Below are 19,432 nucleotides of genomic sequence, written 5' to 3'. Positions count from 1 at the left end.
TCGACTTGCATGTGTTAAGCACGCCGCCAGCGTTCGTCCTGAGCCAGGATCAAACTCTCCAACAAAAACTTGTCGAACAGCATCCTGACAACAAAAGTGTTGCCAAAGGAATCCCAACCAGCCAAACCAAAAGGCTCGACCAGTCCGGGGTATAAATCATAATTGGCACTGGCTTATCAAGCACCCTGTTGAGTTCTCAAAGAACAACCACACACCGAACAGCAACCCCGCTTCGCGGAGCGCCCCTCGGGGCAACCTCTCTAACCTACTCGGACCGCCTCGCGTTGTCAATCTCGTTTCCGAGGTGATCAACGAAGTGAGATCCGGACCCACGTCGACGCACGCCGAAGTTCGGCGGTCGTTGCTGTCGTGGGAAACCGCAGACCGGCCGATCGCCGCTTCGCGGCTATCCGCCCGGCTCCTGCCGGCTTCAGAACTCTACCCGGTCGGTTTCGCGTTCGCAACCCCGTGTTTCCCGGAGTGTTCCGCACCGCCCGATCTCAGCCCCGCTGGCGTTTCCGCCGCGAGCCCGGCGCCCGTTCTCGGCCAGTTTGTCCGGCCTCCCCCGTGCAGAGAGAAAGTTACGCGGACAGCCCGGAGAAGGCAAATCAACGGCGGTCACTGTGGCCCCTCCGCCGGTCCCGGCACCCGACGACCGGCCCGACCCGATCGCCCGATGTGGATACGCCGGCCGACAGCGCCGCGCGGATCGCCTGGGCGTGCCAGAGTGTCTGGCATGGATGACGTATCCCGGCCGCCGGCGATCCTTCTCGCCGAGGAAGCGCTGCTCGGGCTCCTCCTGCCGTTCTGGCAGCTGGTCATCGGCGCCTTCGTGCTCGTCGTCCTCGTCCTGTCGGTGGGCCGGTTGGCCCGACGCGGCCGGTCCCGGATGACCACCGCGCTACTGGTCACCGCCGCGGCGATCGCCGGCTTCGCCCTGGTGGGCGTCCTGCTGCAGGGTTGACCCAATGCCGGCCCGCCGCTGACGCAGCACCCGCGCGCCCGCTTACCCCATGCCGGCCCGCCGGTTACCCGCGCCGGCTCGGCGCTGACGCGACAACCAGTCCGGCGCTGATCCGGCCGGTGTCGGCGGGCAGACGAGTCAGAACCGCCGGTTGGCCAGGCTCGGCAGCTCGGCGCGGATGGTGGCGAGCCGGTCGAGATTCAGGTCCGCGAAGGCGACACCGGGCTCGTCGGGTACCTGGGCGAGCACCGTCCCCCAGGGGTCGACCACCATACTGCGACCGAAGCAGGTCCGCCCCGGGTCGTGGTCGCCGATCTGGCCGGCCGCCAGCACGTAGCACTGGTTCTCGATCGCCCGGGCGCGGAGCAGCACCTCCCAGTGGTCCCGGCCGGTGTGCAGCATGAAGGCGGCCGGCACCACCAGCACCTGGGCTCCACCCTCGGTGGCGAGCCGGCGGTAGAGCTCGGGAAAGCGCAGGTCGTAACAGATCGACAGGCCGACCCGGACGCCCTCCACGGTGATCGTCACCGGCTGGTCCCCCGGGGCCACCGTCGCCGACTCCCGATAGGACACCCGACCGGGGATCTCCACGTCGTACAGGTGGATCTTGCGATAGCTCGCGGCCAGCGCGCCGGCGCGGTCGAAGACCAGCGAGGTGTTCCAGGTGTGCTCCGGATCCGGTCCGGCCTCGTGGAACGACCCAGCGACCACCCAGATCCCCAGCCGGCGGGCCACGGCGGCGAAGAACTGGCCTACCTCACCGTCGACCGGCTCCGGCGCGGGCGACCCGGGCGCGGGGCCCAGGTAGTCGACGTACTCGGGCAGGATCGCGAGGTCCGCGCCGCCGGCGGCGGCGCGCTCCAGCAACGACTCCGCGGCGGCGAGGTTCGCCTTGCGGTCGTCCCGGGCGTTGAGCTGGCAGACGGCGACACGCATGGAATTCAGCCTACGGGGGCGCGCGGCGCCGGGACAGCGTTGGCCGTGGACCGCCGGCGCGTGGCCGGGTGGACGCCGCCAGCAGCCGGCCGCGGCCGGGCCTGCTGCACGGCGGTCAGGCCGACTTCTCCTCGCGGTCGCGGCGGGCACGCCGGCCGGTGAACTCGCGGGGCACGATCGTCGGGTTGACGTTCTCGAGAACGACCTCACGGGTGATCAGCACCCGGGCGGCGTCGGGGTTGCTCGGCACCTCGTACATCACGGAGAGCAGCACCTCCTCCATGATCGCGCGGAGCCCGCGGGCGCCGGTGCCGCGCAGCATCGCCTGGTCGGCGATCGCCTCCAACGCCGGCTCTTCGAACTCCAGCTCGACGCCATCCAGCTCGAAGAGGCGCTGGTATTGCCGGACCAGCGCGTTGCGCGGCTCGGTGAGGATCCGGACCAGCGCCTCACGGTCCAGGCTGCGGACGTTCGTGATCACCGGGAGCCGGCCGATGAACTCGGGGATCAGCCCGAACTTGAGCATGTCCTCCGGCATCACCTGGCTGAAGATGTCGTCGGTCGACCGCTCCGAGACCGCCCGGAGCCGGGCGCCGAAGCCGGTGCCGCCGTGACCCGTGCGCGCCTCGATGATCTGGTCCAGACCGGCGAAGGCGCCACCGCAGATGAACAGCACGTTGGTGGTGTCGATCTGGATGAACTCCTGGTGCGGGTGTTTCCGGCCGCCCTGCGGCGGCACGTTCGCCACGGTGCCTTCCAGCATCTTGAGCAGCGCCTGCTGCACCCCCTCGCCGGAGACGTCCCGGGTGATCGACGGGTTCTCCGACTTGCGGGCGATCTTGTCGACCTCGTCGATGTAGATGATGCCGGTCTCGGCGCGCTTGATGTCGTAGTCGGCGGCCTGGATCAGCTTGAGGAGGATGTTTTCGACGTCCTCACCGACGTAGCCGGCCTCGGTGAGCGCGGTGGCGTCGGCGATCGCGAACGGGACGTTGAGCATCCGGGCCAGGGTCTGCGCCAGGTGGGTCTTGCCGCACCCGGTGGGGCCGAGCAGGAGGATGTTGGACTTGGCCAGCTCGACGGCGTCGCCGCCGGTGCCCGACCCGCCGGCCGACTCGGCCTGGATCCGCTTGTAGTGGTTGTAGACCGCGACGGCCAGCGCCTTCTTGGCCTGATCCTGCCCGACGACGTAGTTGTCGAGGAACTGGCAGATCTCCATCGGCTTGGGAAGCTCTTCCCACTTCACCTCGCCGGACTCGGCCAGCTCTTCCTCGATGATCTCGTTGCAGAGATCGATGCACTCGTCGCAGATGTAGACCCCGGGGCCCGCGATGAGCTTCTTGACCTGCTTCTGCGACTTGCCGCAGAACGAGCACTTGAGTAGGTCGCCGCCGTCACCGATCCGTGCCACCTACGTTCTCCCTGCACTCACCGGCCGGGGACCCGGCCATGACCTGCGGCGGCTACGCCCCGCCCGTCTCGTTCACCCCGCCGGGCCGTCCCAGCGAAGCGGTACAGACCCGACGTTACCCGCTGGCGGAGCTTTCTCCGACCCCCAAAACGGGTGTGTCAGAGGTCGGCCGGGATCAACGCCCCGGCCGACCTCCGACCCGGTACCGGTCAGCTGGCCGCGTTGGCGGCCAGCAGGCCCTTCTTGCGGCTGGTCAGGATCGTGTCGACCAGCCCGTACTCCCGGGACTCCTCGGCCGTCATGATCTTGTCGCGGTCGATGTCCTTGCGAACCTTGTCGACCGGCTGGTTGCAGTGCCGAGAGAGCATCTCCTCCAGCTGGGTCCGCATCCGCAGGATCTCCCGGGCCTGGATCTCGATGTCCGAGCCCTGCCCGTAGCCGCCCTCGGTGGCCGGCTGGTGGATGATGATCCGCGAGTTCGGCAGCGCCATCCGCTTACCCGGCGTGCCGGCCGCGAGCAGCACCGCCGCCGCGCTGGCGGCCTGGCCGAGGCAGACGGTCTGGATGTCCGGCCGGACGTACTGCATGGTGTCGTAGATCGCCGTCATGGCGGTGAACGAACCGCCCGGCGAGTTGATGTACATGATGATGTCGCGGTCCGGGTCGGTGCCCTCGAGCGTCAGCAGCTGGGCCATCACGTCGTTGGCCGACGCGTCGTCCACCTGGACGCCGAGGAAGATGATCCGGTCCTCGAAGAGCTTGTTGTACGGGTTGGACTCCTTGACCCCGTACGACGTGCGCTCGACGAACGACGGCAGCACGTAGCGGTTGTGCACGGCCGCGAACTGGGGCGGCAAACTCAGGTCGGTCATCGTCAGCTCCTCAGCTCAGGGTCCCGGCACCTTCCGGAACCTGGGTGGCTCCGGTGATGACCTTGTCGATGAAGCCGTAGTCCACGGCCTCCTGGGCGGTGAACCAACGGTCGCGGTCCGAGTCGGCCTCGATCTGCTCGGGAGCCTGACCGGTGTGGTGCGCGACCCGCTCCTGGAACATCCGCTTGGTGTAGAGCATCTGCTCCGCCTGGATCGCGATGTCGGCGGCGGTGCCGCCCACGCCGCCCGACGGCTGGTGCATCATGATCCGCGCGTGCGGCAGGGCGTAGCGCTTGCCCTTGGTGCCCGCGCACAGCAGCAGCTGGCCCATCGAGGCGGCCATGCCCATCGCCACCGTCGAGACGTCGTTGTCGATGAACTGCATGGTGTCGTAGATCGCCATGCCGGAGTAGACCGAGCCACCCGGCGAGTTGATCCAGAGGTTGATGTCGCGGTCCGGGTCCTCCGCGGCGAGCAGCAGCAGCTGCGCGCAGATGCGGTTGGCGACCTGGTCGGTCACCTCGCTGCCCAGGAAGATGATCCGCTCCTTGAGCAACCGGTTGTAGACCGAGTCGTCGAGGTTGCCAATGTTGTCGCCACCTCGGGCATCGATCGCCCGGAGCGGCTTCGCTGGGATGTGCATGTCGGTCATGGCAGCCCTTCGCTCTCCGTACCGTCCTACCCGACCCTAACCGCTGGGCCGGGCAGCAGAGTCCCGGTCGTGGCACTGTTCGCTCTCAGCGCAGCCACCCTCGGGCCGTACCGAAAAAGGGTTGTGGCCGCCGCCCACCGGAACCGGCGGACGACGGCCTCACCCGACGATCAGTGCTCGTGGTTGTGCTCGGCCTCGTTGGCCGCGCGCAGCGCCTCGAGGGTGACCTCGTTGCCAGCGCTGTCCTTGATCGTGATCCGCTCCATCACCGAAGCGAGAGCCTTGCCGCGCCGGACGTCGCCGAAGACGGCGGCCGCCGCGCCCGAGCGCACCAGCTGGTCGTAGTACTGCTGCGGGGCCATCCCGGCACGCTGGGCCCGGTGCACGATCTCGTGGCCGAACTCGTCGTCGGAGACCTGGACGTCCTCGGCGTCGGCCAGGGTGTCCAGCAGCAGCTGGACCTTGACCCCCTCGGTCGCCGCCTCGGTCAGCTCGGTGTCGATCTGCTCCTCGGTCTTCTCCTCCGAGGCGAGGTAGTCCTCCAGGGTGGCGCCGATCCGCTCCAGCTGGTCGATCATCGCCTGCTTGCGACTGTCGACCTCCTCGCGGACGACCCCCTCCGGCGCCGGCACCTCGGCGGCGGCGACCAGCTGCTCCAGGGCCTTGTCCCGGGCGGCGTAGATCTGCTCGACCTGCTTGCCCCGGCTGACCCGCTCGCGCAGGTCGTTGCGGAGCTCCTCGATCGTGTCGAACTCGCTCGCCATCTGGGCGAAGTCGTCGTCGAGCTCCGGCAGCTCCTTCTCCTTGACCGTGCGCACGGTCACCGCCACCTCGGCGTCCCGGCCGGCGAAGTCGCCGCCGACGAGCTGGGTGGTGAAGGTGGTGGTGTCGCCGGCCGCGAGGCCCACCACGGCCTCGTCCAGACCCGGCAGGAGCTGCTTGCTGCCGACCTCGTGCGAGATGTTGCTCGCCGAGCCGCCCGGCACGTCCTCGCCGTCGACCGTGGCGTTCAGGTCGATCTGGACGTAGTCGCCCTCCTGGGCGGCGCGCTCGACGGTCTTCAGGGTCGCGAACCGCTCGCGCAGGTTCTTCACCTGCTCGTCGATCTCACTCTCGTCGATCTGCAGCTCGTCCACGGTCACCTCGACGGTGGCCAGGTCGGGCAGGGTGATCTCCGGGCGGACGTCGACCTCGGCGGTGAAGTTGAGGGAGTCACCGTCGTTGAACTCGGTGATCTCGACCTCGGGGCGGCCGAGCGTCTTCAGGTCGTGCTCGCGGACGGCGGCCAGGATGTTCTCCGGGATGGCGTCCTGCACGGCCTCGTTGAGCACGGTGCCCCGGCCCACCCGCTGGTCGATGACGGCGGTCGGCACCTTGCCCCGGCGGAAACCGGGAACCTGGACCTGCGAGCCGATCTCCCGGTACGCCTTCTTGAGGCTCGGCTCGAGCTCGACGAACGGCACCTCGATGGCGAGCCGAACGCGCGTCGGGCTCAGAGTCTCGACGGTGCTCTTCACAGGCGTACTCCTTGACGGATCTCAGTTGAGTCTGGGCGTGATTCAGCCCATCGAGTGTAGGCGAGCCGGTCGGGCGCTCCGGCAGCGCCCGGGGACCGCGCGGGAAAAATCGGCGGCGCCCCGGACGACCCGGCTGCGGACGACAGTCGGGGTGGCGGGATTTGAACCCACGGCCCCTCGCTCCCAAAGCGAGTGCGCTACCAAGCTGCGCCACACCCCGTGGCGACGAGAAGTGTATGCCGTCGCACCCCGGCCCGGGCCCCGGGGCACCACCAACCCGACACAACGCCCGCTTTCCCCCGCCGCTCACACCCGCTCGGCGCGGCCTCGCGTGTCGCTCGCGCCGGCCGGTTGGAGGCCGCAACTTCCGGGATGTCGTGGCCTCCCCCGCCTCCCCAGGCCCCGACATCCCGGAGAGTGCGTGGATCCTGGCGGGCGGGCGGGCGGGCGGCGCGGCGCGCGGGGGGACACGACTGCGTGCGGAGCGAGGGCATTGGGTACGCTGTGCGCGTCCCGGGTGTGTCGGGGCGTACGCGGGCGTAGCTCAATGGCAGAGCTTCAGTCTTCCAAACTGACGGTGCGGGTTCGATTCCCGTCGCCCGCTCCACCCACGAAGGCCCAGGTAGACCGCGTGACCGCGGCACCTGGGCCGTTCCGTACCGCCGGGTCCGAATCTGGCTTGGCGTCCGCGATACGACGACGTCAGCGAGTCGACTGCCGCATGATCCAGGTGGGCACGGGCTCCGCGAAGGCGTGCACCACGTCCCAGCCGGCACGGCGGTACACCTCGACGTTGTCGGGGTTGCTGGTCTCCAGGATCGCCGGCAGGCCGTCTGCGGCGGCGCGGTCCAGTCCCATCTTCATGACGGCGTGGCCCCACCGGCGGCCGGCGTTGTCAGGGTGGGTACCCAACACCCCGAGGTACCAGAAGGGGGCGGCCGGCAGTGCGGCGTGAACCGCCTCGTCGTAGCCGCGGACGCGGGTCAACACGTCGGCGGGAAGGTGGGCGGCGAGATCGTCATCCGGCCACTCGTTCTCGGCGGCGGGGGGTTCCCAGATCGCGACCGACGCGCCGTGCTCGATCGTCCAGATCGTTCCCTTGCCCACCCGCTTGTCGAAGAGGTGCCCGAAGAAAGCGGCGGCGTACCGCGGATAGGTCGCCTCGTCGGGAAACAGGTACCGCAGGACGGCATCCTTGCTGAAGGCGGCGACCAGCGAGGTGATGACCTGTGCACGGTCTTCCGGGGTGGCGACGGTGATCTCGGGTGCTGTCACCGCGGAAACCTATCTCAGGCCGTCGTACCACCAGGACCACCCGGCGAGCCGGGGCCAGCCCCAACGCCCCCCTTCGCTCGTCGCTCCATCGTTGACGTCCCGAGGGTCAGCCGTACCACCGGACGCGCCGGCCGGCGAATAATCGGCTGCTCCGCCCCGCTGGCGCGGGCGAGAATCCGCCGTATGCCCCAGGCCACGCTGCGAACCAGCCGAATCCACCTCGTCCCCCTCTCCGACGAGCACCTCGACCACGAGGTGGAGCTCGACGCCGACCCGGAGGTCATGCGCTACCTCGGCCCGGCGCGTACCCGTGCGGAGGTGCAGGCCCTGCACCGGCGGCGGCTCGCGGCCGCGCAGCAGGTGCCCGGCCTGGGTTTCTGGGCCGGTCTCGTCGACGGGGCGTTCGTCGGTTGGTGGATCCTCGAACCGCCGGAGGGCGCCGACCAGGGCCCGGTCGAGGGGCAGGCCGAACTCGGCTACCGGCTGCTGCGCCGGTACTGGCGCCGGGGCCTGGCCAGCGAGGGGGCCCGCGAGCTGGTCCGGCACGGCTTCGAGGATCTCGGCCTGACCCGGATCTTCGCCGAGACCATGACGGTCAACACCCCGTCCCGAGCCACCATGGCCTCGGTCGGGCTGCGGTACGTCCGCACGTTCCACCTCGACTTCGACGACCCGCTGCCGGGCACCGAGCTCGGCGAGGTCGAGTACGCGCTGACCCGGCAGGAGTGGCTCGCCCGCCGGGCGGAGGTCGTCGACCGCCGCTGACGCCGATGGCGCCACCGACGTCGCCGCCGCAGTCGACGGCCACGGCGTCGATCAGGCGTGGTCGTTGGGGGCCGGACCGGTACCGATGCTCAGCCGGTAGATCCAGGCCGGGTACTGCACCCGCTGGGCGCCACCGGCCAGGCCCGGCGTCCGGTGCAGCTGCGCCGCGGGCAGCCAGAGGTCGCCCCCGGCGTCGACCCACATGGCATCCACCCAGACCAGCCGCGGATCGGCGATCAACGTCGTCACCGCGCGGTCCGGCGAGATAGCGAGGATCCGCCTCCGTTCGACGTCACTCAGGTAGATCGTGCCGGCCGCGTCGATCGCGGTGCCGCCGGTCGTCGGGGTGTCCAGCCACGGCTCGACCTGCGCGGCCACCGTCTCGGGGGTGGCCGTCGGGTCGTCCAGCCAGCGGGTCTCGATCCGGGACAGGCCGCCGGAGGCCGGCTGGTAGTAGAGGTACCGCCCGTCCGGCGACACCTCCAGTTGGTCGGCGTGCAGGACGACCTCGGCGCCGTCCGGGCCGTGCAGCACCTCGCCGTCGGCAACCAGCCGCCGGCCCACCGTGCTCGGGTGTCCGTCGAGCACCCGGCGGGCCGCGCCGGTCGCCAGGTCGAGCACGATCAACCCTGGCGCCCCGGCGTCGGTCAGGTAGCCGGTGCCGCCGTTGAACCGGACGTCGTCGACGTAGCTGGTCTCGACGACCGCGGCGGTGAGTTCGTAGATCCGGGTCACCTCCCCGGTTGCCGCGTCCGCGACGATCAGCCGGGCGCCGCCGGGGACCTGCGGCTGACCGGGTCCCGGCGCGCCCGCGTCGATGATCCACAGCCGCCCGTCCGGCCCGGCCCGCAGACCGTTGACGTTGACGTACGCCCCGTCGCCGTGGGCCGCGTTCCAGGACGCGTCCGGCCAGGGCTCCCGCCGGCCGTCCGGGAGCGCCTCGGCGACCTTCACCCCCGGCTCGTCAGCGCCGGGGAAGCTCAGGAAGATCCGTCCGCCGACGGTGGTGACGCCGGTGCAGACCCGGTCGTTGGCGAGCACCGGCGTCAGGCGCGGGTCTTCCCGGGCGGGCAGGGCGGACATGGCGCTCCTTCGCGGCTACCGGGTCGTTGACGGCAGCGCGCGTTCCCCGGCCCCACCCTTCGAAACACCGCCACCGGAAGCCCACTGCTTGACAGTTGTCGATCTGTGCACTGGTGTGGGTAGCACCCGTGACATCGATGTCCGTCAGGAGGGCACATGATCGTCCGACGACGGTGGACGGCTGCCGCCACCACAGCGATCCTGCTCAGCGCGGTGCTGTCTCATCCCGGCTCCGGCGCGGCCGCGCCAGCCGCACCACCACCCACGGTCACCCTGGCCAGCGGCGAGACCGCGGTGATCCGGGTCCAGCTGCGCGACCAGGCGCAGCTCGACCAGCTCGTCGCCCGCGGCGCCGACCTCGCCAACCGGCCCCGCTCCGCGGACGGGCGGGTCCTCGCCGATCTGGTGCTGACCGGCGCGCAACTCGCCGAGCTGACCGCGCAGGGCGCCACCGCGCTGCGGGTGGTGCAGCGCGAGGGCGACGGCGCCCGACACCTGGCGGAGAGCGTCCGTGCCGCGCAGCAGCGCACCGCCGCCGGCCTGCGGGCCCCGGCGGCCGGGCAGCGTACGGCCGGCGCCGCGGCGGCCGTGGACACCCTGCACTTCCTTCAGGCGTACTGGTGGAGCACCGGAGGCCAGACCTTCGTGCAGACCCAGGTGGCGACGACCGCGACCGACGACCCGGACGTGGAGATCACGGTCAACTGGCGCACCGCCGACGGGGCGACGGGTTCCGTCCCGCTGTTCCGGTTCGAGGACTCCGGCGAGTACCAGTACCACTACGCGCTCCCCCAGCCGGTGCCGAGCCGGCCGGTGCAGGTGACCGCGACGTCCAGCCTCGGCGGGGTCAGCCGGGTCGTCACCCCGGCACCCTGGCCGAGCGCCGCCCCGCCGCCGCTGCCCGCCGGCTACCAGAAGGACTTCATCGACGCCTACCTCACCCCGGTCGACATCCAGGCCCGGATCAAGCGGCTCGCCCGCCAGTACCCGGGGCTGGTCGACGTGATCGACCTTCCCAACCGCACCCAGGGCTACCGGCGGACCGCGGTGGCGTACCTCGGCGACCCGGCCGCCGCGGCCGTCGTGGTCGAGTCGGTGCGCTTCGGCGACCAGGGCATGAACGGCGTCCAGGTGCGTACCGTCGACCCGGGTCGACCGGGTCGCGCCCTGACGGTCGGTTACCGGGACCGGGTCCTGACCGTCTCGTTGGCGACCGACGGAGCCGGCAAGATCACCAGCAGCACCGACGACGTCGCCGCCGCGATCAACAGCCGGTTCCCGAACCGGTTCCGGGCCTTCGTCGAGGAGGGCTCGGCCGGCCTGCCGATGCCGGTCGTCAGCCCGGTCCGGCTCGACGACGGGCTGCAGGGCGCGGAGGTGCCGACCAAGGCGTGGACCGTGCAGGCGCTGCGCATCGGCGTGCACCGGGACGGTTCCCGGGTCGGCGTGCTGGCGTACTCCCAGGAGCACGCCCGGGAGTGGGCGACGCCGCTGGTCACGCTGGAGTTCGCGGAGCGGATGCTGGCCAACGCCCACACCGACCCGGCCACCCGGGAACTGCTGGAGCAGGTGGACATCTTCGTCATCCCGACGGTGAACCCGGACGGCGCGAACTACTCCTTCCACGACTACAACTTCCAGCGCAAGAACCTGGTCAACCACTGCGCGAACGCCGACCGTGACCCGCGCTACCGCGACTCGTGGGGGGTGGACCTGAACCGCAACTACACCGTCGGCTCGCACTTCGACGGCTACGTGGGCGCGAGCAGCAACTGCCTCTCCGGCACCTACGCCGGGACCAGCGAGCTCTCCGAGGCGGAGAGCCGCAACGTCATCGCGCTGGCCCAGGCGCACTCGAACATCCGGTTCGCGATGAACGTGCACTCCTACGGCGGGTACTTCATGTGGCCGCCGGGGGCGTACCGGGCCGACGGGCGGGTCACGCTGCCCCGGCCGTCGATCGACGAGTCGACGCTCTTCCTGAACAGCGCCCGGCGGATCGTCGGCGCCATCGCACAGGAGCGCGGCACGGTCACCTGGCCGTCGCAGACCGGACCGGTCGCGGACGTGCTCTACTCGGCCGCCGGCAACTCGGCGGACCAGCTCTACTACGAGCTCGGCATCTTCGCCTGGGACTTCGAGGTGGGTAACGACCGCTGGAACCCGGTCACCGCCGAGTGGGAGGGCGTCGGCTTCCAGCCGCCGTTCGATGAGGCGCACGGCGAATCCCAGGAGTACGCCGGCGGTCTGGTGGAGATGGTCCGGGTCGCCCGCGACTGGGCCGCCGCGCAGGCCGCCGGCTGACCGCCCGTGACCCCGCCGCCCGCCCGGCGGCCGGGTCACCTCCACCGGTCACCCGCCGAGGCGGTTGCGGCGGGTGACCGGTCCGGGGACGTCCGTTTTGCGCCGAGACGACCCGGGTACGGGCATCGGCATGGACACGAACAACACAGCGCACCTGGTCGGCGGGCCTCGGGACGGCAGCACCCACGACGCGGGCGGTGCCGCCCTCGTGGAGCTGGAGATCGACGGCATGTTCCATCGCTACATCCGGACCACGAAGCAGCACGGCGAGGGCGGGACGGTCTACAACTACGACGGCGTGGTCGCGCCGGACGGCGGCGAGCCCGGCGTGGAAGACCCGGCCGCCCGGGTCGCCTCGCCGCGGGCCGACGCCGAGGGGCACGGCGGCACGCACTGACCGGCGGACGGTCGCAACCGGACCGGCCGGCCGCGGATGAACCGCGGCCGGCCGGGTAAGCAGCCCGGCCTGGTGGAGAACGACCGGCGTCGCGGCCGTACCCGCGACCGGGCGCGCGGGCGGGCGGCGGTGGCCAGCCCGCCCGGGCGTACCGCCGTCAGCGGCCGGTGATCCAGTTCCAGGCCGACATGACCCACTCGGTCTGCTGGAGCCAGGCGACCCCCAGGCCGGCCAGGAAGACCGCGGTGACCAGGTGCGCGCCCCGGGCGCTGCGCCGGACCCGGCCCAGCTGCCGCTCGAGGACAACCCGCCCGACCAGCCGGGAGAGCGCGAAGAGCCCGACCGCGACCAGCAGGCTCAACACGAGGATCAGCAGCGGCGCGGTCAGGTCGCCCTGCCCGGAGATCGCCCAGATCCCCCAGCAGACGAAGGCGAAGAGCCCGCCCGCGGCGCTCCACTCGCCGCCGCGCCGCAGCTGGGCCAGGTGCCAGCTCATCGGCCGGCGCGGCGTCGGCCCCTCCGGCCAGCCGGTGCCGGTCGGCTCCTGCCCGACCACGGGGAAGGGCTCGGTGCGCGGCGTCCGCGGCTGCCCGACCGGGGCGACGCCCCGGCGGAACCCGTCCCGTTGCGGTGGCACCCCGACACCGGGCTGCGGCGGCACCTCGACGGTCCGCTCCGCCCAGGGCTGTGTCTGGTCCGCCATCTCTCGTTCCTCCCCCTGACCGACGGCACCACCGTCCGCCGTCTGTTTCCGAGGGTAGCCACCCGGCAAATCGGTCGCCGAGTCCGGCACCGCCCGAGCGGTGCCGCCGACGCGCGGCGGCGACGGGGGTACGGTCGGCTGATGGGTGATGCGGAGCGACGGCGACGGCGGCTGCGGCACCACGCCGAAGGCGACCCGGCGACCCGGGGCACCGACGGGCACTCGGTCAGCACGACCGGGGTGCACGACGGGGCCGAGCCGCCCCGACGCCGCGGGCCGGCCGGCGACGAGCGGGACGGCGAGCGCGGGCTGCGCGGTCTGGTCGGCTCGGGGTCGTCGCAGGTGGGGCTGAGCGCCGCCCTGCGCGCCCGGGACGCCGCCCGGCCCGGCGAGGAGGACCTCGCCGCGGCCGAGGCCCGGGTGGTGGTGGTCCGGCGCAACTGGGTGCCCCGCGAGGAGCTGCCCCGCTCACCGCGCTGACCGCCGCCCGGCACCCCGAGCCGGATGCCGGGGATCAGCCGGCGACCGTCACGGCAGCGGCGGCAGCTCCCGGGACTGCTCGTACGCGGCGACCTGGGCGATCCGCCGGGCGTGCCGCTCGTTGCCGGAGAACGGCGTGTCGAGGAACGCCTCGACGATGCCGGTCGCCTCGTCCAGGGTGTGCTGGCGGGCGCCGACGGCGACGATGTTGGCGTCGTTGTGCTGGCGGGAGAGCTGGGCGGTCTCGATGTTCCAGGCCAGCGCCGCCCGCACGCCCTGGATCTTGTTGGCGGCGATCTGCTCCCCGTTGCCCGAGCCGCCGATGACCACACCGAGGCTGCCCGCATCGGCCACCACCCGGTCGCCGGTGTGCAGGCAGAAGGTCGGGTAGTCGTCGTCGGGGTCGAACCCGTGCGGCCCGACGTCCACCACCTCGTACCCCTGCTTGGCCAGGTAGTTGGCCAGGTGCACCTTCAGCTCGTAACCGGCGTGGTCGGATCCCAGGTAGACGCGCATACCGCGCAGTCTTTCAGGCCGCCGACGGCGACGCCGCGCGGGCGGCGCCACCGAGGCGGATTGGTCACAGCTCAGCGGGCGAGCTCGGCCACCACCAGGCCGCCGCGCGCCTTCGGGGTGAACCAGGTGCTCTTGCGCGGCATCTTCTCCCGGGCCAGGTTCACCGCGACGAAATCGTCCACGGTCACCGGGGCGATCAGGATGGCCAGCTCGGCCCGGCCGGCGTCGACCTCACCGGTCAGCCAGCTCGCCGGGTAGTCGCCGCCGACGTAGGTGATCCGCTTGTCGCCCGGGTCGAGACCGAGGGCGTCGCGCAGCAGCAACCGCTCGACCAGGGCATGGTCGAGGTTCTCCAGCCGGTCGCCGTCGACGTTCGGCAGCGTCACCGCGTACCCCTGGCCCGCCAGGCGGAGGTGGACGGTGCCGCCGGCCGCCGGGACCTCGACCGGCCCGTCGATCTCGGTGATCGCCGCGCCGGCCGCGCGGAGCCGGTCGAGCAGCTCCGGCCCGGTGGTGGTCAACTCGCTGACCAGCCGGTTGTACGGCTGGATCGCCACCGACCGGGGCGTGGTGACCACCGCCAGGAAGCGCGGCAGCCCACCGGTCTGCGCGGCGAGGCTGCGGTGGTTGCCGTCGGCGACCACCAGCTCACCGCCGCCGGCCAGCGCGGTCAGCTCGTCCTGCCGCGGGCCGGGGCCGAGCAGCCAGATCGCGTGGGTCCGCCCGGCCTGGTCGGTGTCGGTGGCGGCGGGCGCGCCGGCCGACTCGGTGGCCGCGGCGAGCGCCTCGTGCAACTCCTCGCCGCGCCCGGTCTGCAACAGCAGCACCGGCGAGAGCAGGTGCCCGAGCGACTCGGCGAGGGCGACCCGCTCGCGCACCTTGGCGATAAAGACGTCCTCGTTGCGGATCACCAGGCCCGGCTCGTCGGCCCGCGTGGAGATCTGGTCGGTGTCCACCATGGCGAAGAGTCCGTAGGCCGGCTCCTCGCCCGGGGCGCTGATCCGGTAGAGCACCACCACCTGCTCGGCGGGGGTGTAGCTGCCGTCGGCCTTCGCCTCGGCGAGCCGGGCCACCGCGTCGGGCAGCGCGTCGAGGAAGGACTTGCCGACGCTCTCCGGCGCCCGGTGCGGCATCTCGATGCCGAGGGCGCTGTGCGGGTTCCCCTCGATGATCGCGGTGATCTCCGCGTCGTCGGCGAACTCGTCGTAGTTCTGCGCGCCGGTGCCGCCAGTGGTGATCCAGGCCCGGGTGATCGGGTGCACGACCGTCATGACCGCTGACGCTACCGTCGCCCGCGTCGACCCGGACGCGGACCCGGGGCGGCGTCCACCAGATGAAAGGGGCGGGCCGGCCGGAGGTCCGGCACGGTCAGCCGGCGTGCTCGGTCGACTGGCGGTGCCGGCCGGCGTTCACCGGCCCGCCGGCAGGGCCACGACCGGCCGGGGCGGGCAGCGTCCGCCGGGCCGGGTTGCCGGCGCCGGGCGGGGCCGACCGGGCGGGGCCGGGCGCGGGCTGGGCCGATCGGGCCGCGTTGGCGACGCCGGGCGGAACCGGCCGCGCCGGCTCGGTGGCGGTGGACGGGGGCAGCCGGAAGGTCGGGTCGGTGGTTCCGGGCGGGGTCAGCCGGGACGTCGGCGCCACCCGGGCCACCCCCACCACGATCGGCGGGGCGAGCAGGTCGGCCACGTCCGCGGGCAGGTCGGGTCGGAGCGCGGGCCAACGGGAGTCGTCGACCGACCAGTACGCCGGGGTGTCGGCCGCCTCCTCCCGGTTGAGCAGATCTTGACCGGGGGTGCGGCGGTGCTTCGCCATCGGGATGCCTCCACGAGCTGCAGTTTGCGGGTTGCGAATCGCTGCGGCGGACATCGGGCCAAACGAGGTCGAAGCGGAGCGGTGACGGGGTTGATCGCGCCGCCACGGGTGTTGACCGGCCCCGACGTCGGGTCGGGGCCGGTCAGTGGGCCTGTCGATCGGTGGGCCGGTGGGTCAGTCGAAAATCGGCCCGAGCTCGCGGCTGCGCTTGAGCTCGTAGAAGCCGGGCGTGCCGGCGACCAGCAGCACGCCGTCCCAGAGCCGACCGGCGGCCTCCCCCTTCGGGGCGGGGGTGATCACCGGGCCGAAGAACGCGACCGGGCTCCCGTCCGGGCCGGGCGCGTGGATGACCGGGGTGCCGACGTCCTGGCCGACCGGGCGCATGCCGGCCTCGTGGCTGGCCCGCAGCGCCTCGTCGTACTCGGTGCTGTCGGCGGCCGCGGCCAGCGCCGGGTCCAGACCAGCGTCGGTCAGCGCGGCGGCGTAGAGCTCGGGACCCCGTTCCTCCTTGCCGAGGTGGATCCGGGTGCCGAAGGCGGTGTAGAGCTTGCGGAGCACGTCGCCGCCGTACCGCTGCTCGGCGGCGATGCAGACGCGCACCGGGCCCCAGGCGGTGCTGAGGAACGTCTTGTATTCCTCGGGCAGCTCGTCGCGGCCCTCGTTGAGCACGGACAGGCTCATCACGTGGAAGCGGATGTCCACGTCACGCACCTGCTCGACCTCGAGCAGCCAGCGGGACGTGATCCACGCCCAGGGGCAGGCCGGGTCGAACCACATGTCGGCGGTGACACGATCGGTCACGGTGAGGTCCCTTCGCGACGGGTGACGCCGCGCCTGCGACGTCCAACCCCGATCTTCACCCCGGAAACCGTCGATCGACAGCGGAATGAGAGCGTGACCTCGGCCACCGCGGGGTGCCGGTGCATGGAAGACTCGGTTCCGGGCCGACCGCCACGAGCGGCCGGCGGACGACGCCGCCGCGGCGTACGGCGAGAGTGGGATGGAGACGAACAGTGCCGGGAGTACGCAACCTGACGCAGGTCGAGGCGACCGAGCGGGCCCGCCTGCTCGAGGTGACCGGGTACGAGGTCAGTCTGGATCTGTCGACCGCGGTGCAGGCGGCCGACGGCCGCACGTTCCGCTCCACCACCGAGGTCCGGTTCCGCTGCGCCGAGCCGGGCGCGAGCACCTTCATCGAGGTGGCCGCCGAGTCGGTGCGCTCGGCGACGCTGAACGGCTCGCCGGTGGACCTCGCCGACTGGTCGGCCGAGAAGGGGCTCGTGCTCTCCGGGCTGGACAGTGAGAACACCCTGGTGGTCGACGCCGACTTCGGCTACTCGAACAGCGGCCAGGGCCTGCACCGCACGGTCGACCCGGTCGACGGCGAGACCTACCTCTACAGCCAGTTCGAGACGGCCGACGCGCAGCGGGTGTTCGCCTGCTTCGACCAGCCCGACCTGAAGAGCGTCTACACCTGGCGGGCCACCGTGCCGGCGCACTGGCGCGTGGTGTCCAACATGCCGGTGGAGCGCGAGGAGCCCGCCGGCGAGGGGCTGAAGGTCGTCCACTTCGTCGAGTCGGCCCGGATGAGCACCTACATCACCGCGCTCTGCGCGGGGCCCTACCACGAGGTGCGCGACAGCCACGACGGCATCGACCTGGGCGTCTTCTGCCGGGCCTCGATGGCCCAGTACCTGGACGCGGACGACCTCTTCCTCATCACCAAGCAGGGCTTCGACTTCTTCCACGAGAAGTTCGGGGTGCGCTACCCGCTGCCGAAGTACGACCAGCTCTGGGTGCCCGACTTCAACGCCGGTGCGATGGAGAACTTCGGCTGCGTCACGCACGCCGAGTCGCACTACATCTTCCGCTCGCAGGTCACGGACTTCGAGTACGAGCAGCGGGCCAACACGATCCTGCACGAGCTTGCCCACATGTGGTTCGGTGACCTGGTCACCATGCGCTGGTGGAACGACCTGTGGCTGAACGAGTCGTTCGCCGAGTGGGCCAGCCACTGGTGCAACACCCACGCGACCCGGTTCGGCGACGCGTGGACGACCTTCCTGTCGATCCGCAAGAACTGGGGCTACCGGCAGGACCAGCTCTCGTCCACCCACCCGGTCTACTGCGAGATGCCGGACCTGGAGGCCGTCGAGGTCAACTTCGACGGCATCACGTACGCCAAGGGCGCGAGCGTGCTCAAGCAGCTGGTCGCGTACGTCGGCGAGGAGCCGTTCGTGGCCGGCCTGCGGGCCTACTTCGGCAAGCACGCGTGGGGCAACGCCACCTTCGACGACCTGCTCTCCGAGTTGGAAGCCGCCTCCGGGCGGGAGCTGCGCAAGTTCGCCGCCCAGTGGCTGGAGACGGCACAGGTCAACACGCTGCGTCCGGAGGTGACGATCGGCCCGGACGGCAACTACCAGCAGGTGGTGGTCCGGCAGGAGGCGCCGGGCGGCTACCCGACGCTGCGCACCCACCGGATCGGGGTCGGCCTCTACGACCTGACCGACGGGCGACTGGTCCGCCGGGAGCGCTACGAGGTGGACGTCGCCGGGGAGCGCACCGAGGTGACCGAGCTGTCCGGCGTCCCCGCGGCCGACGTGCTGCTGCTCAACGACGACGACCTCACCTACGCCAAGCTGCGGCTGGACGAGCGGTCGATGTCCACCGTGGTGCAGCACATCGGCGGCTTCGAGTCGTCGCTGGCCCGGGCGCTCTGCTGGACCGCGGCGTGGGACATGATCCGCGACGCCGAGCTCGCCGCCCGGGACTACGTGGCGCTGGTGCTGGCCGGGCTGCCCGCGGAGTCCGACATCAACCTGGTCACCGCCACGCTGCGGCAGGCCACCACGACGCTCACCCTCTACGCCGACCCGGCCTGGGCGCCGATCGGCTGGGCGGATCTGGCCCGCACCGCGAAGACCGCGCTCGCCGCCGCCGAGCCGGGCAGCGGTTTCCAGCTCGCCTGGGCCCGGGCGTACGCCTCGGCGGCCCGCTCCAGCGAGGATCTGTCCACGCTGCGTGGCTGGCTCGACGGCAACGAGGTGCCGGCCGGGCTGACCATCGACACCGAGCTGCGCTGGGGAGTGCTCGGCGCGCTGGTGGCCAACGGGGCGGCCGGGCCGGCCGACGTGGAGGCCGAGCTGGCCAAGGACCGGACGGCTAGCGGCGAGCGGGAGGCCGCGTACGTGCACGCGCTGGTGCCGACCGCGGAGAACAAGGCCGCCGTCTGGGCCCAGCTGACCGGCCCGGAGGCGTTGCCGAACTGGCGGCACCGGGCGCTGCTGCAGGGCTTCGTCCACCCCACCCAGGTCGAGCTGGTCACGCCGTACCGGGAGAAGTACTTCGCCGCGGTCGCTCAGGTGTGGGCGAGCCGGGACAGCGAGCCGGCGCAGGAGTTCGCCCAGCTCGCCTACCCCGCCTACCAGGTGGACGACGACACGGTGGCGGCCACGGACGCCTGGCTGGCCGAGGAGGGGCACCCGGCGCCGCTGCGCCGGCTGGTGGCGGAGGGCCGCGACGGCGTCGTCCGCGCCCTGCGGGCCCGGGCGAAGGACGCCGCGCAGAGCGCCTGATCGGCGGTGGACCGGCCCGGGGCCGGCGAGGGTGCGAGCCCTCGCCGGCCCCGGGCCGTTGTCGGCGCCACACTGCCTGCCGCGAGCACGCTCATCCAATTCGTGCACGCCAGCACCGGGCACGAGAAAGCCCGGCCCGCGAGTGCGCGGGCCGGGCTTCGTCGTACGGG

The 19,432-nt window shown here is 71.8% G+C and carries 18 protein-coding genes, 2 tRNA genes and 1 rRNA gene; 7 read left to right on the top strand and 14 right to left on the bottom strand.

Annotated elements, in window-relative coordinates:
* Window positions 1–65: ribosomal RNA gene (locus AB0C04_RS12235) — 16S ribosomal RNA — on the bottom strand; the annotation flags it as partial.
* Window positions 66–736: 671 nt separating this feature from the next.
* On the opposite strand from AB0C04_RS12235, the gene AB0C04_RS12230 reads away from it, so the two are divergent.
* The gene (locus tag AB0C04_RS12230; protein WP_350872108.1) at window positions 737–964 is read left to right on the top strand and encodes a hypothetical protein; all 228 of its coding nucleotides are present in this window, start codon (window positions 737–739) and stop codon (window positions 962–964) included.
* Between the two features lie 138 nt (window positions 965–1,102).
* Here AB0C04_RS12230 and AB0C04_RS12225 read toward each other — a convergent pair whose 3' ends face one another.
* The 6 genes from AB0C04_RS12225 to AB0C04_RS12200 all read right to left on the bottom strand — a co-directional run bounded on the left by AB0C04_RS12225 (window position 1,103) and on the right by AB0C04_RS12200 (window position 6,572).
* Window positions 1,103–1,900: a carbon-nitrogen hydrolase family protein gene (locus tag AB0C04_RS12225; protein ID WP_357052173.1), complete on the bottom strand. Its 798-nt coding sequence runs from the start codon at window positions 1,898–1,900 to the stop codon at window positions 1,103–1,105.
* 115 nt (window positions 1,901–2,015) lie between these two features.
* Complete coding sequence (gene clpX, locus AB0C04_RS12220) at window positions 2,016–3,311, bottom strand: ATP-dependent Clp protease ATP-binding subunit ClpX (protein WP_357052170.1); 1,296 nt, start codon at window positions 3,309–3,311, stop codon at window positions 2,016–2,018.
* A gap of 209 nt (window positions 3,312–3,520) precedes the next feature.
* A complete protein-coding gene (locus AB0C04_RS12215; RefSeq protein WP_091595842.1) occupies window positions 3,521–4,183 on the bottom strand; it encodes an ATP-dependent Clp protease proteolytic subunit in 663 nt (220 codons plus the stop codon).
* A 10-nt stretch (window positions 4,184–4,193) separates the two neighbouring features.
* Window positions 4,194–4,835, bottom strand: a complete 642-nt coding sequence (locus AB0C04_RS12210) for an ATP-dependent Clp protease proteolytic subunit (protein WP_350872100.1) — start codon at window positions 4,833–4,835, stop codon at window positions 4,194–4,196.
* Between the two features lie 170 nt (window positions 4,836–5,005).
* Complete coding sequence (tig, locus tag AB0C04_RS12205; protein WP_357052165.1) at window positions 5,006–6,352, bottom strand: trigger factor; 1,347 nt, start codon at window positions 6,350–6,352, stop codon at window positions 5,006–5,008.
* Between the two features lie 146 nt (window positions 6,353–6,498).
* Window positions 6,499–6,572, bottom strand: a tRNA-Pro gene (locus tag AB0C04_RS12200).
* Window positions 6,573–6,885: 313 nt separating this feature from the next.
* Here AB0C04_RS12200 and AB0C04_RS12195 point away from each other — a divergent pair.
* Window positions 6,886–6,959: transfer RNA gene (locus AB0C04_RS12195), tRNA-Gly, on the top strand.
* Window positions 6,960–7,054: 95 nt separating this feature from the next.
* On the opposite strand, the gene AB0C04_RS12190 is transcribed toward AB0C04_RS12195, so the two are convergent.
* Window positions 7,055–7,627: an N-acetyltransferase gene (locus AB0C04_RS12190; protein ID WP_357052162.1), complete on the bottom strand. Its 573-nt coding sequence runs from the start codon at window positions 7,625–7,627 to the stop codon at window positions 7,055–7,057.
* Window positions 7,628–7,810: 183 nt separating this feature from the next.
* Between AB0C04_RS12190 and AB0C04_RS12185 the strand changes: the two genes are divergently transcribed.
* On the top strand, window positions 7,811–8,392 hold the full coding sequence (locus AB0C04_RS12185; protein WP_357052159.1) for a GNAT family N-acetyltransferase: 582 nt from the start codon (window positions 7,811–7,813) through the stop codon (window positions 8,390–8,392).
* Between the two features lie 51 nt (window positions 8,393–8,443).
* Here AB0C04_RS12185 and AB0C04_RS12180 read toward each other — a convergent pair whose 3' ends face one another.
* Window positions 8,444–9,475, bottom strand: a complete 1,032-nt coding sequence (locus tag AB0C04_RS12180) for an L-dopachrome tautomerase-related protein (RefSeq protein WP_357052156.1) — start codon at window positions 9,473–9,475, stop codon at window positions 8,444–8,446.
* 156 nt (window positions 9,476–9,631) lie between these two features.
* Between AB0C04_RS12180 and AB0C04_RS12175 the strand changes: the two genes are divergently transcribed.
* Window positions 9,632–11,779 (top strand): M14 family zinc carboxypeptidase, encoded by a 2,148-nt coding sequence (locus tag AB0C04_RS12175; RefSeq protein WP_357052153.1) that lies wholly within the window; start codon window positions 9,632–9,634, stop codon window positions 11,777–11,779.
* 130 nt (window positions 11,780–11,909) lie between these two features.
* The gene (locus AB0C04_RS12170; protein ID WP_357052150.1) at window positions 11,910–12,176 is read left to right on the top strand and encodes a hypothetical protein; all 267 of its coding nucleotides are present in this window, start codon (window positions 11,910–11,912) and stop codon (window positions 12,174–12,176) included.
* Between the two features lie 157 nt (window positions 12,177–12,333).
* On the opposite strand, the gene AB0C04_RS12165 is transcribed toward AB0C04_RS12170, so the two are convergent.
* Window positions 12,334–12,879 (bottom strand): hypothetical protein, encoded by a 546-nt coding sequence (locus AB0C04_RS12165; RefSeq protein ID WP_357052147.1) that lies wholly within the window; start codon window positions 12,877–12,879, stop codon window positions 12,334–12,336.
* A 141-nt stretch (window positions 12,880–13,020) separates the two neighbouring features.
* Between AB0C04_RS12165 and AB0C04_RS12160 the strand changes: the two genes are divergently transcribed.
* A complete protein-coding gene (locus AB0C04_RS12160; RefSeq protein ID WP_357052144.1) occupies window positions 13,021–13,359 on the top strand; it encodes a hypothetical protein in 339 nt (112 codons plus the stop codon).
* Between the two features lie 48 nt (window positions 13,360–13,407).
* Here the strand turns inward: AB0C04_RS12160 and AB0C04_RS12155 are convergent, their stop codons facing one another.
* The 4 genes from AB0C04_RS12155 to AB0C04_RS12140 all read right to left on the bottom strand — a co-directional run bounded on the left by AB0C04_RS12155 (window position 13,408) and on the right by AB0C04_RS12140 (window position 16,488).
* Window positions 13,408–13,875 (bottom strand): ribose-5-phosphate isomerase, encoded by a 468-nt coding sequence (locus tag AB0C04_RS12155; RefSeq protein ID WP_357052141.1) that lies wholly within the window; start codon window positions 13,873–13,875, stop codon window positions 13,408–13,410.
* 71 nt (window positions 13,876–13,946) lie between these two features.
* Window positions 13,947–15,146, bottom strand: a complete 1,200-nt coding sequence (locus tag AB0C04_RS12150; RefSeq protein WP_357052138.1) for a DUF1015 family protein — start codon at window positions 15,144–15,146, stop codon at window positions 13,947–13,949.
* A gap of 97 nt (window positions 15,147–15,243) precedes the next feature.
* Window positions 15,244–15,687, bottom strand: a complete 444-nt coding sequence (locus AB0C04_RS12145; RefSeq protein ID WP_357052135.1) for a hypothetical protein — start codon at window positions 15,685–15,687, stop codon at window positions 15,244–15,246.
* Between the two features lie 174 nt (window positions 15,688–15,861).
* Entirely contained in the window at window positions 15,862–16,488 is a 627-nt protein-coding gene (locus tag AB0C04_RS12140) for a disulfide bond formation protein DsbA (protein WP_357052132.1), read from the bottom strand.
* A 212-nt stretch (window positions 16,489–16,700) separates the two neighbouring features.
* Between AB0C04_RS12140 and pepN the strand changes: the two genes are divergently transcribed.
* Window positions 16,701–19,262 (top strand): aminopeptidase N, encoded by a 2,562-nt coding sequence (pepN, locus tag AB0C04_RS12135; protein WP_357052129.1) that lies wholly within the window; start codon window positions 16,701–16,703, stop codon window positions 19,260–19,262.
* The last annotated feature ends 170 nt before the right edge of the window (window positions 19,263–19,432 follow it).

The sequence above is a fragment of the Micromonospora sp. NPDC048909 genome, from assembly GCF_040649635.1.
Lineage (GTDB): Bacteria > Actinomycetota > Actinomycetes > Mycobacteriales > Micromonosporaceae > Micromonospora.
The sequence above is the reverse complement of the archived record's forward strand: the minus strand, read 5'-3'. Positions and strand labels throughout refer to the sequence as shown.

Bases quoted from the DNA above. Each gene is read 5' to 3' on its own strand.
- AB0C04_RS12230 (WP_350872108.1), top strand. From the start codon at position 737: ATGGATGACGTATCCCGGCCGCCGGCGATCCTTCTCGCCGAGGAAGCG.
- AB0C04_RS12225 (WP_357052173.1), bottom strand. From the start codon at position 1,900: ATGCGTGTCGCCGTCTGCCAGCTCAACGCCCGGGACGACCGCAAGGCG.
- AB0C04_RS12215 (WP_091595842.1), bottom strand. From the start codon at position 4,183: ATGACCGACCTGAGTTTGCCGCCCCAGTTCGCGGCCGTGCACAACCGC.
- AB0C04_RS12210 (WP_350872100.1), bottom strand. From the start codon at position 4,835: ATGACCGACATGCACATCCCAGCGAAGCCGCTCCGGGCGATCGATGCC.
- AB0C04_RS12185 (WP_357052159.1), top strand. From the start codon at position 7,811: ATGCCCCAGGCCACGCTGCGAACCAGCCGAATCCACCTCGTCCCCCTC.
- AB0C04_RS12180 (WP_357052156.1), bottom strand. From the start codon at position 9,475: ATGTCCGCCCTGCCCGCCCGGGAAGACCCGCGCCTGACGCCGGTGCTC.
- AB0C04_RS12175 (WP_357052153.1), top strand. From the start codon at position 9,632: ATGATCGTCCGACGACGGTGGACGGCTGCCGCCACCACAGCGATCCTG.
- AB0C04_RS12170 (WP_357052150.1), top strand. From the start codon at position 11,910: ATGGACACGAACAACACAGCGCACCTGGTCGGCGGGCCTCGGGACGGC.
- AB0C04_RS12165 (WP_357052147.1), bottom strand. From the start codon at position 12,879: ATGGCGGACCAGACACAGCCCTGGGCGGAGCGGACCGTCGAGGTGCCG.
- AB0C04_RS12160 (WP_357052144.1), top strand. From the start codon at position 13,021: ATGGGTGATGCGGAGCGACGGCGACGGCGGCTGCGGCACCACGCCGAA.
- AB0C04_RS12155 (WP_357052141.1), bottom strand. From the start codon at position 13,875: ATGCGCGTCTACCTGGGATCCGACCACGCCGGTTACGAGCTGAAGGTG.
- AB0C04_RS12150 (WP_357052138.1), bottom strand. From the start codon at position 15,146: ATGACGGTCGTGCACCCGATCACCCGGGCCTGGATCACCACTGGCGGC.
- AB0C04_RS12145 (WP_357052135.1), bottom strand. From the start codon at position 15,687: ATGGCGAAGCACCGCCGCACCCCCGGTCAAGATCTGCTCAACCGGGAG.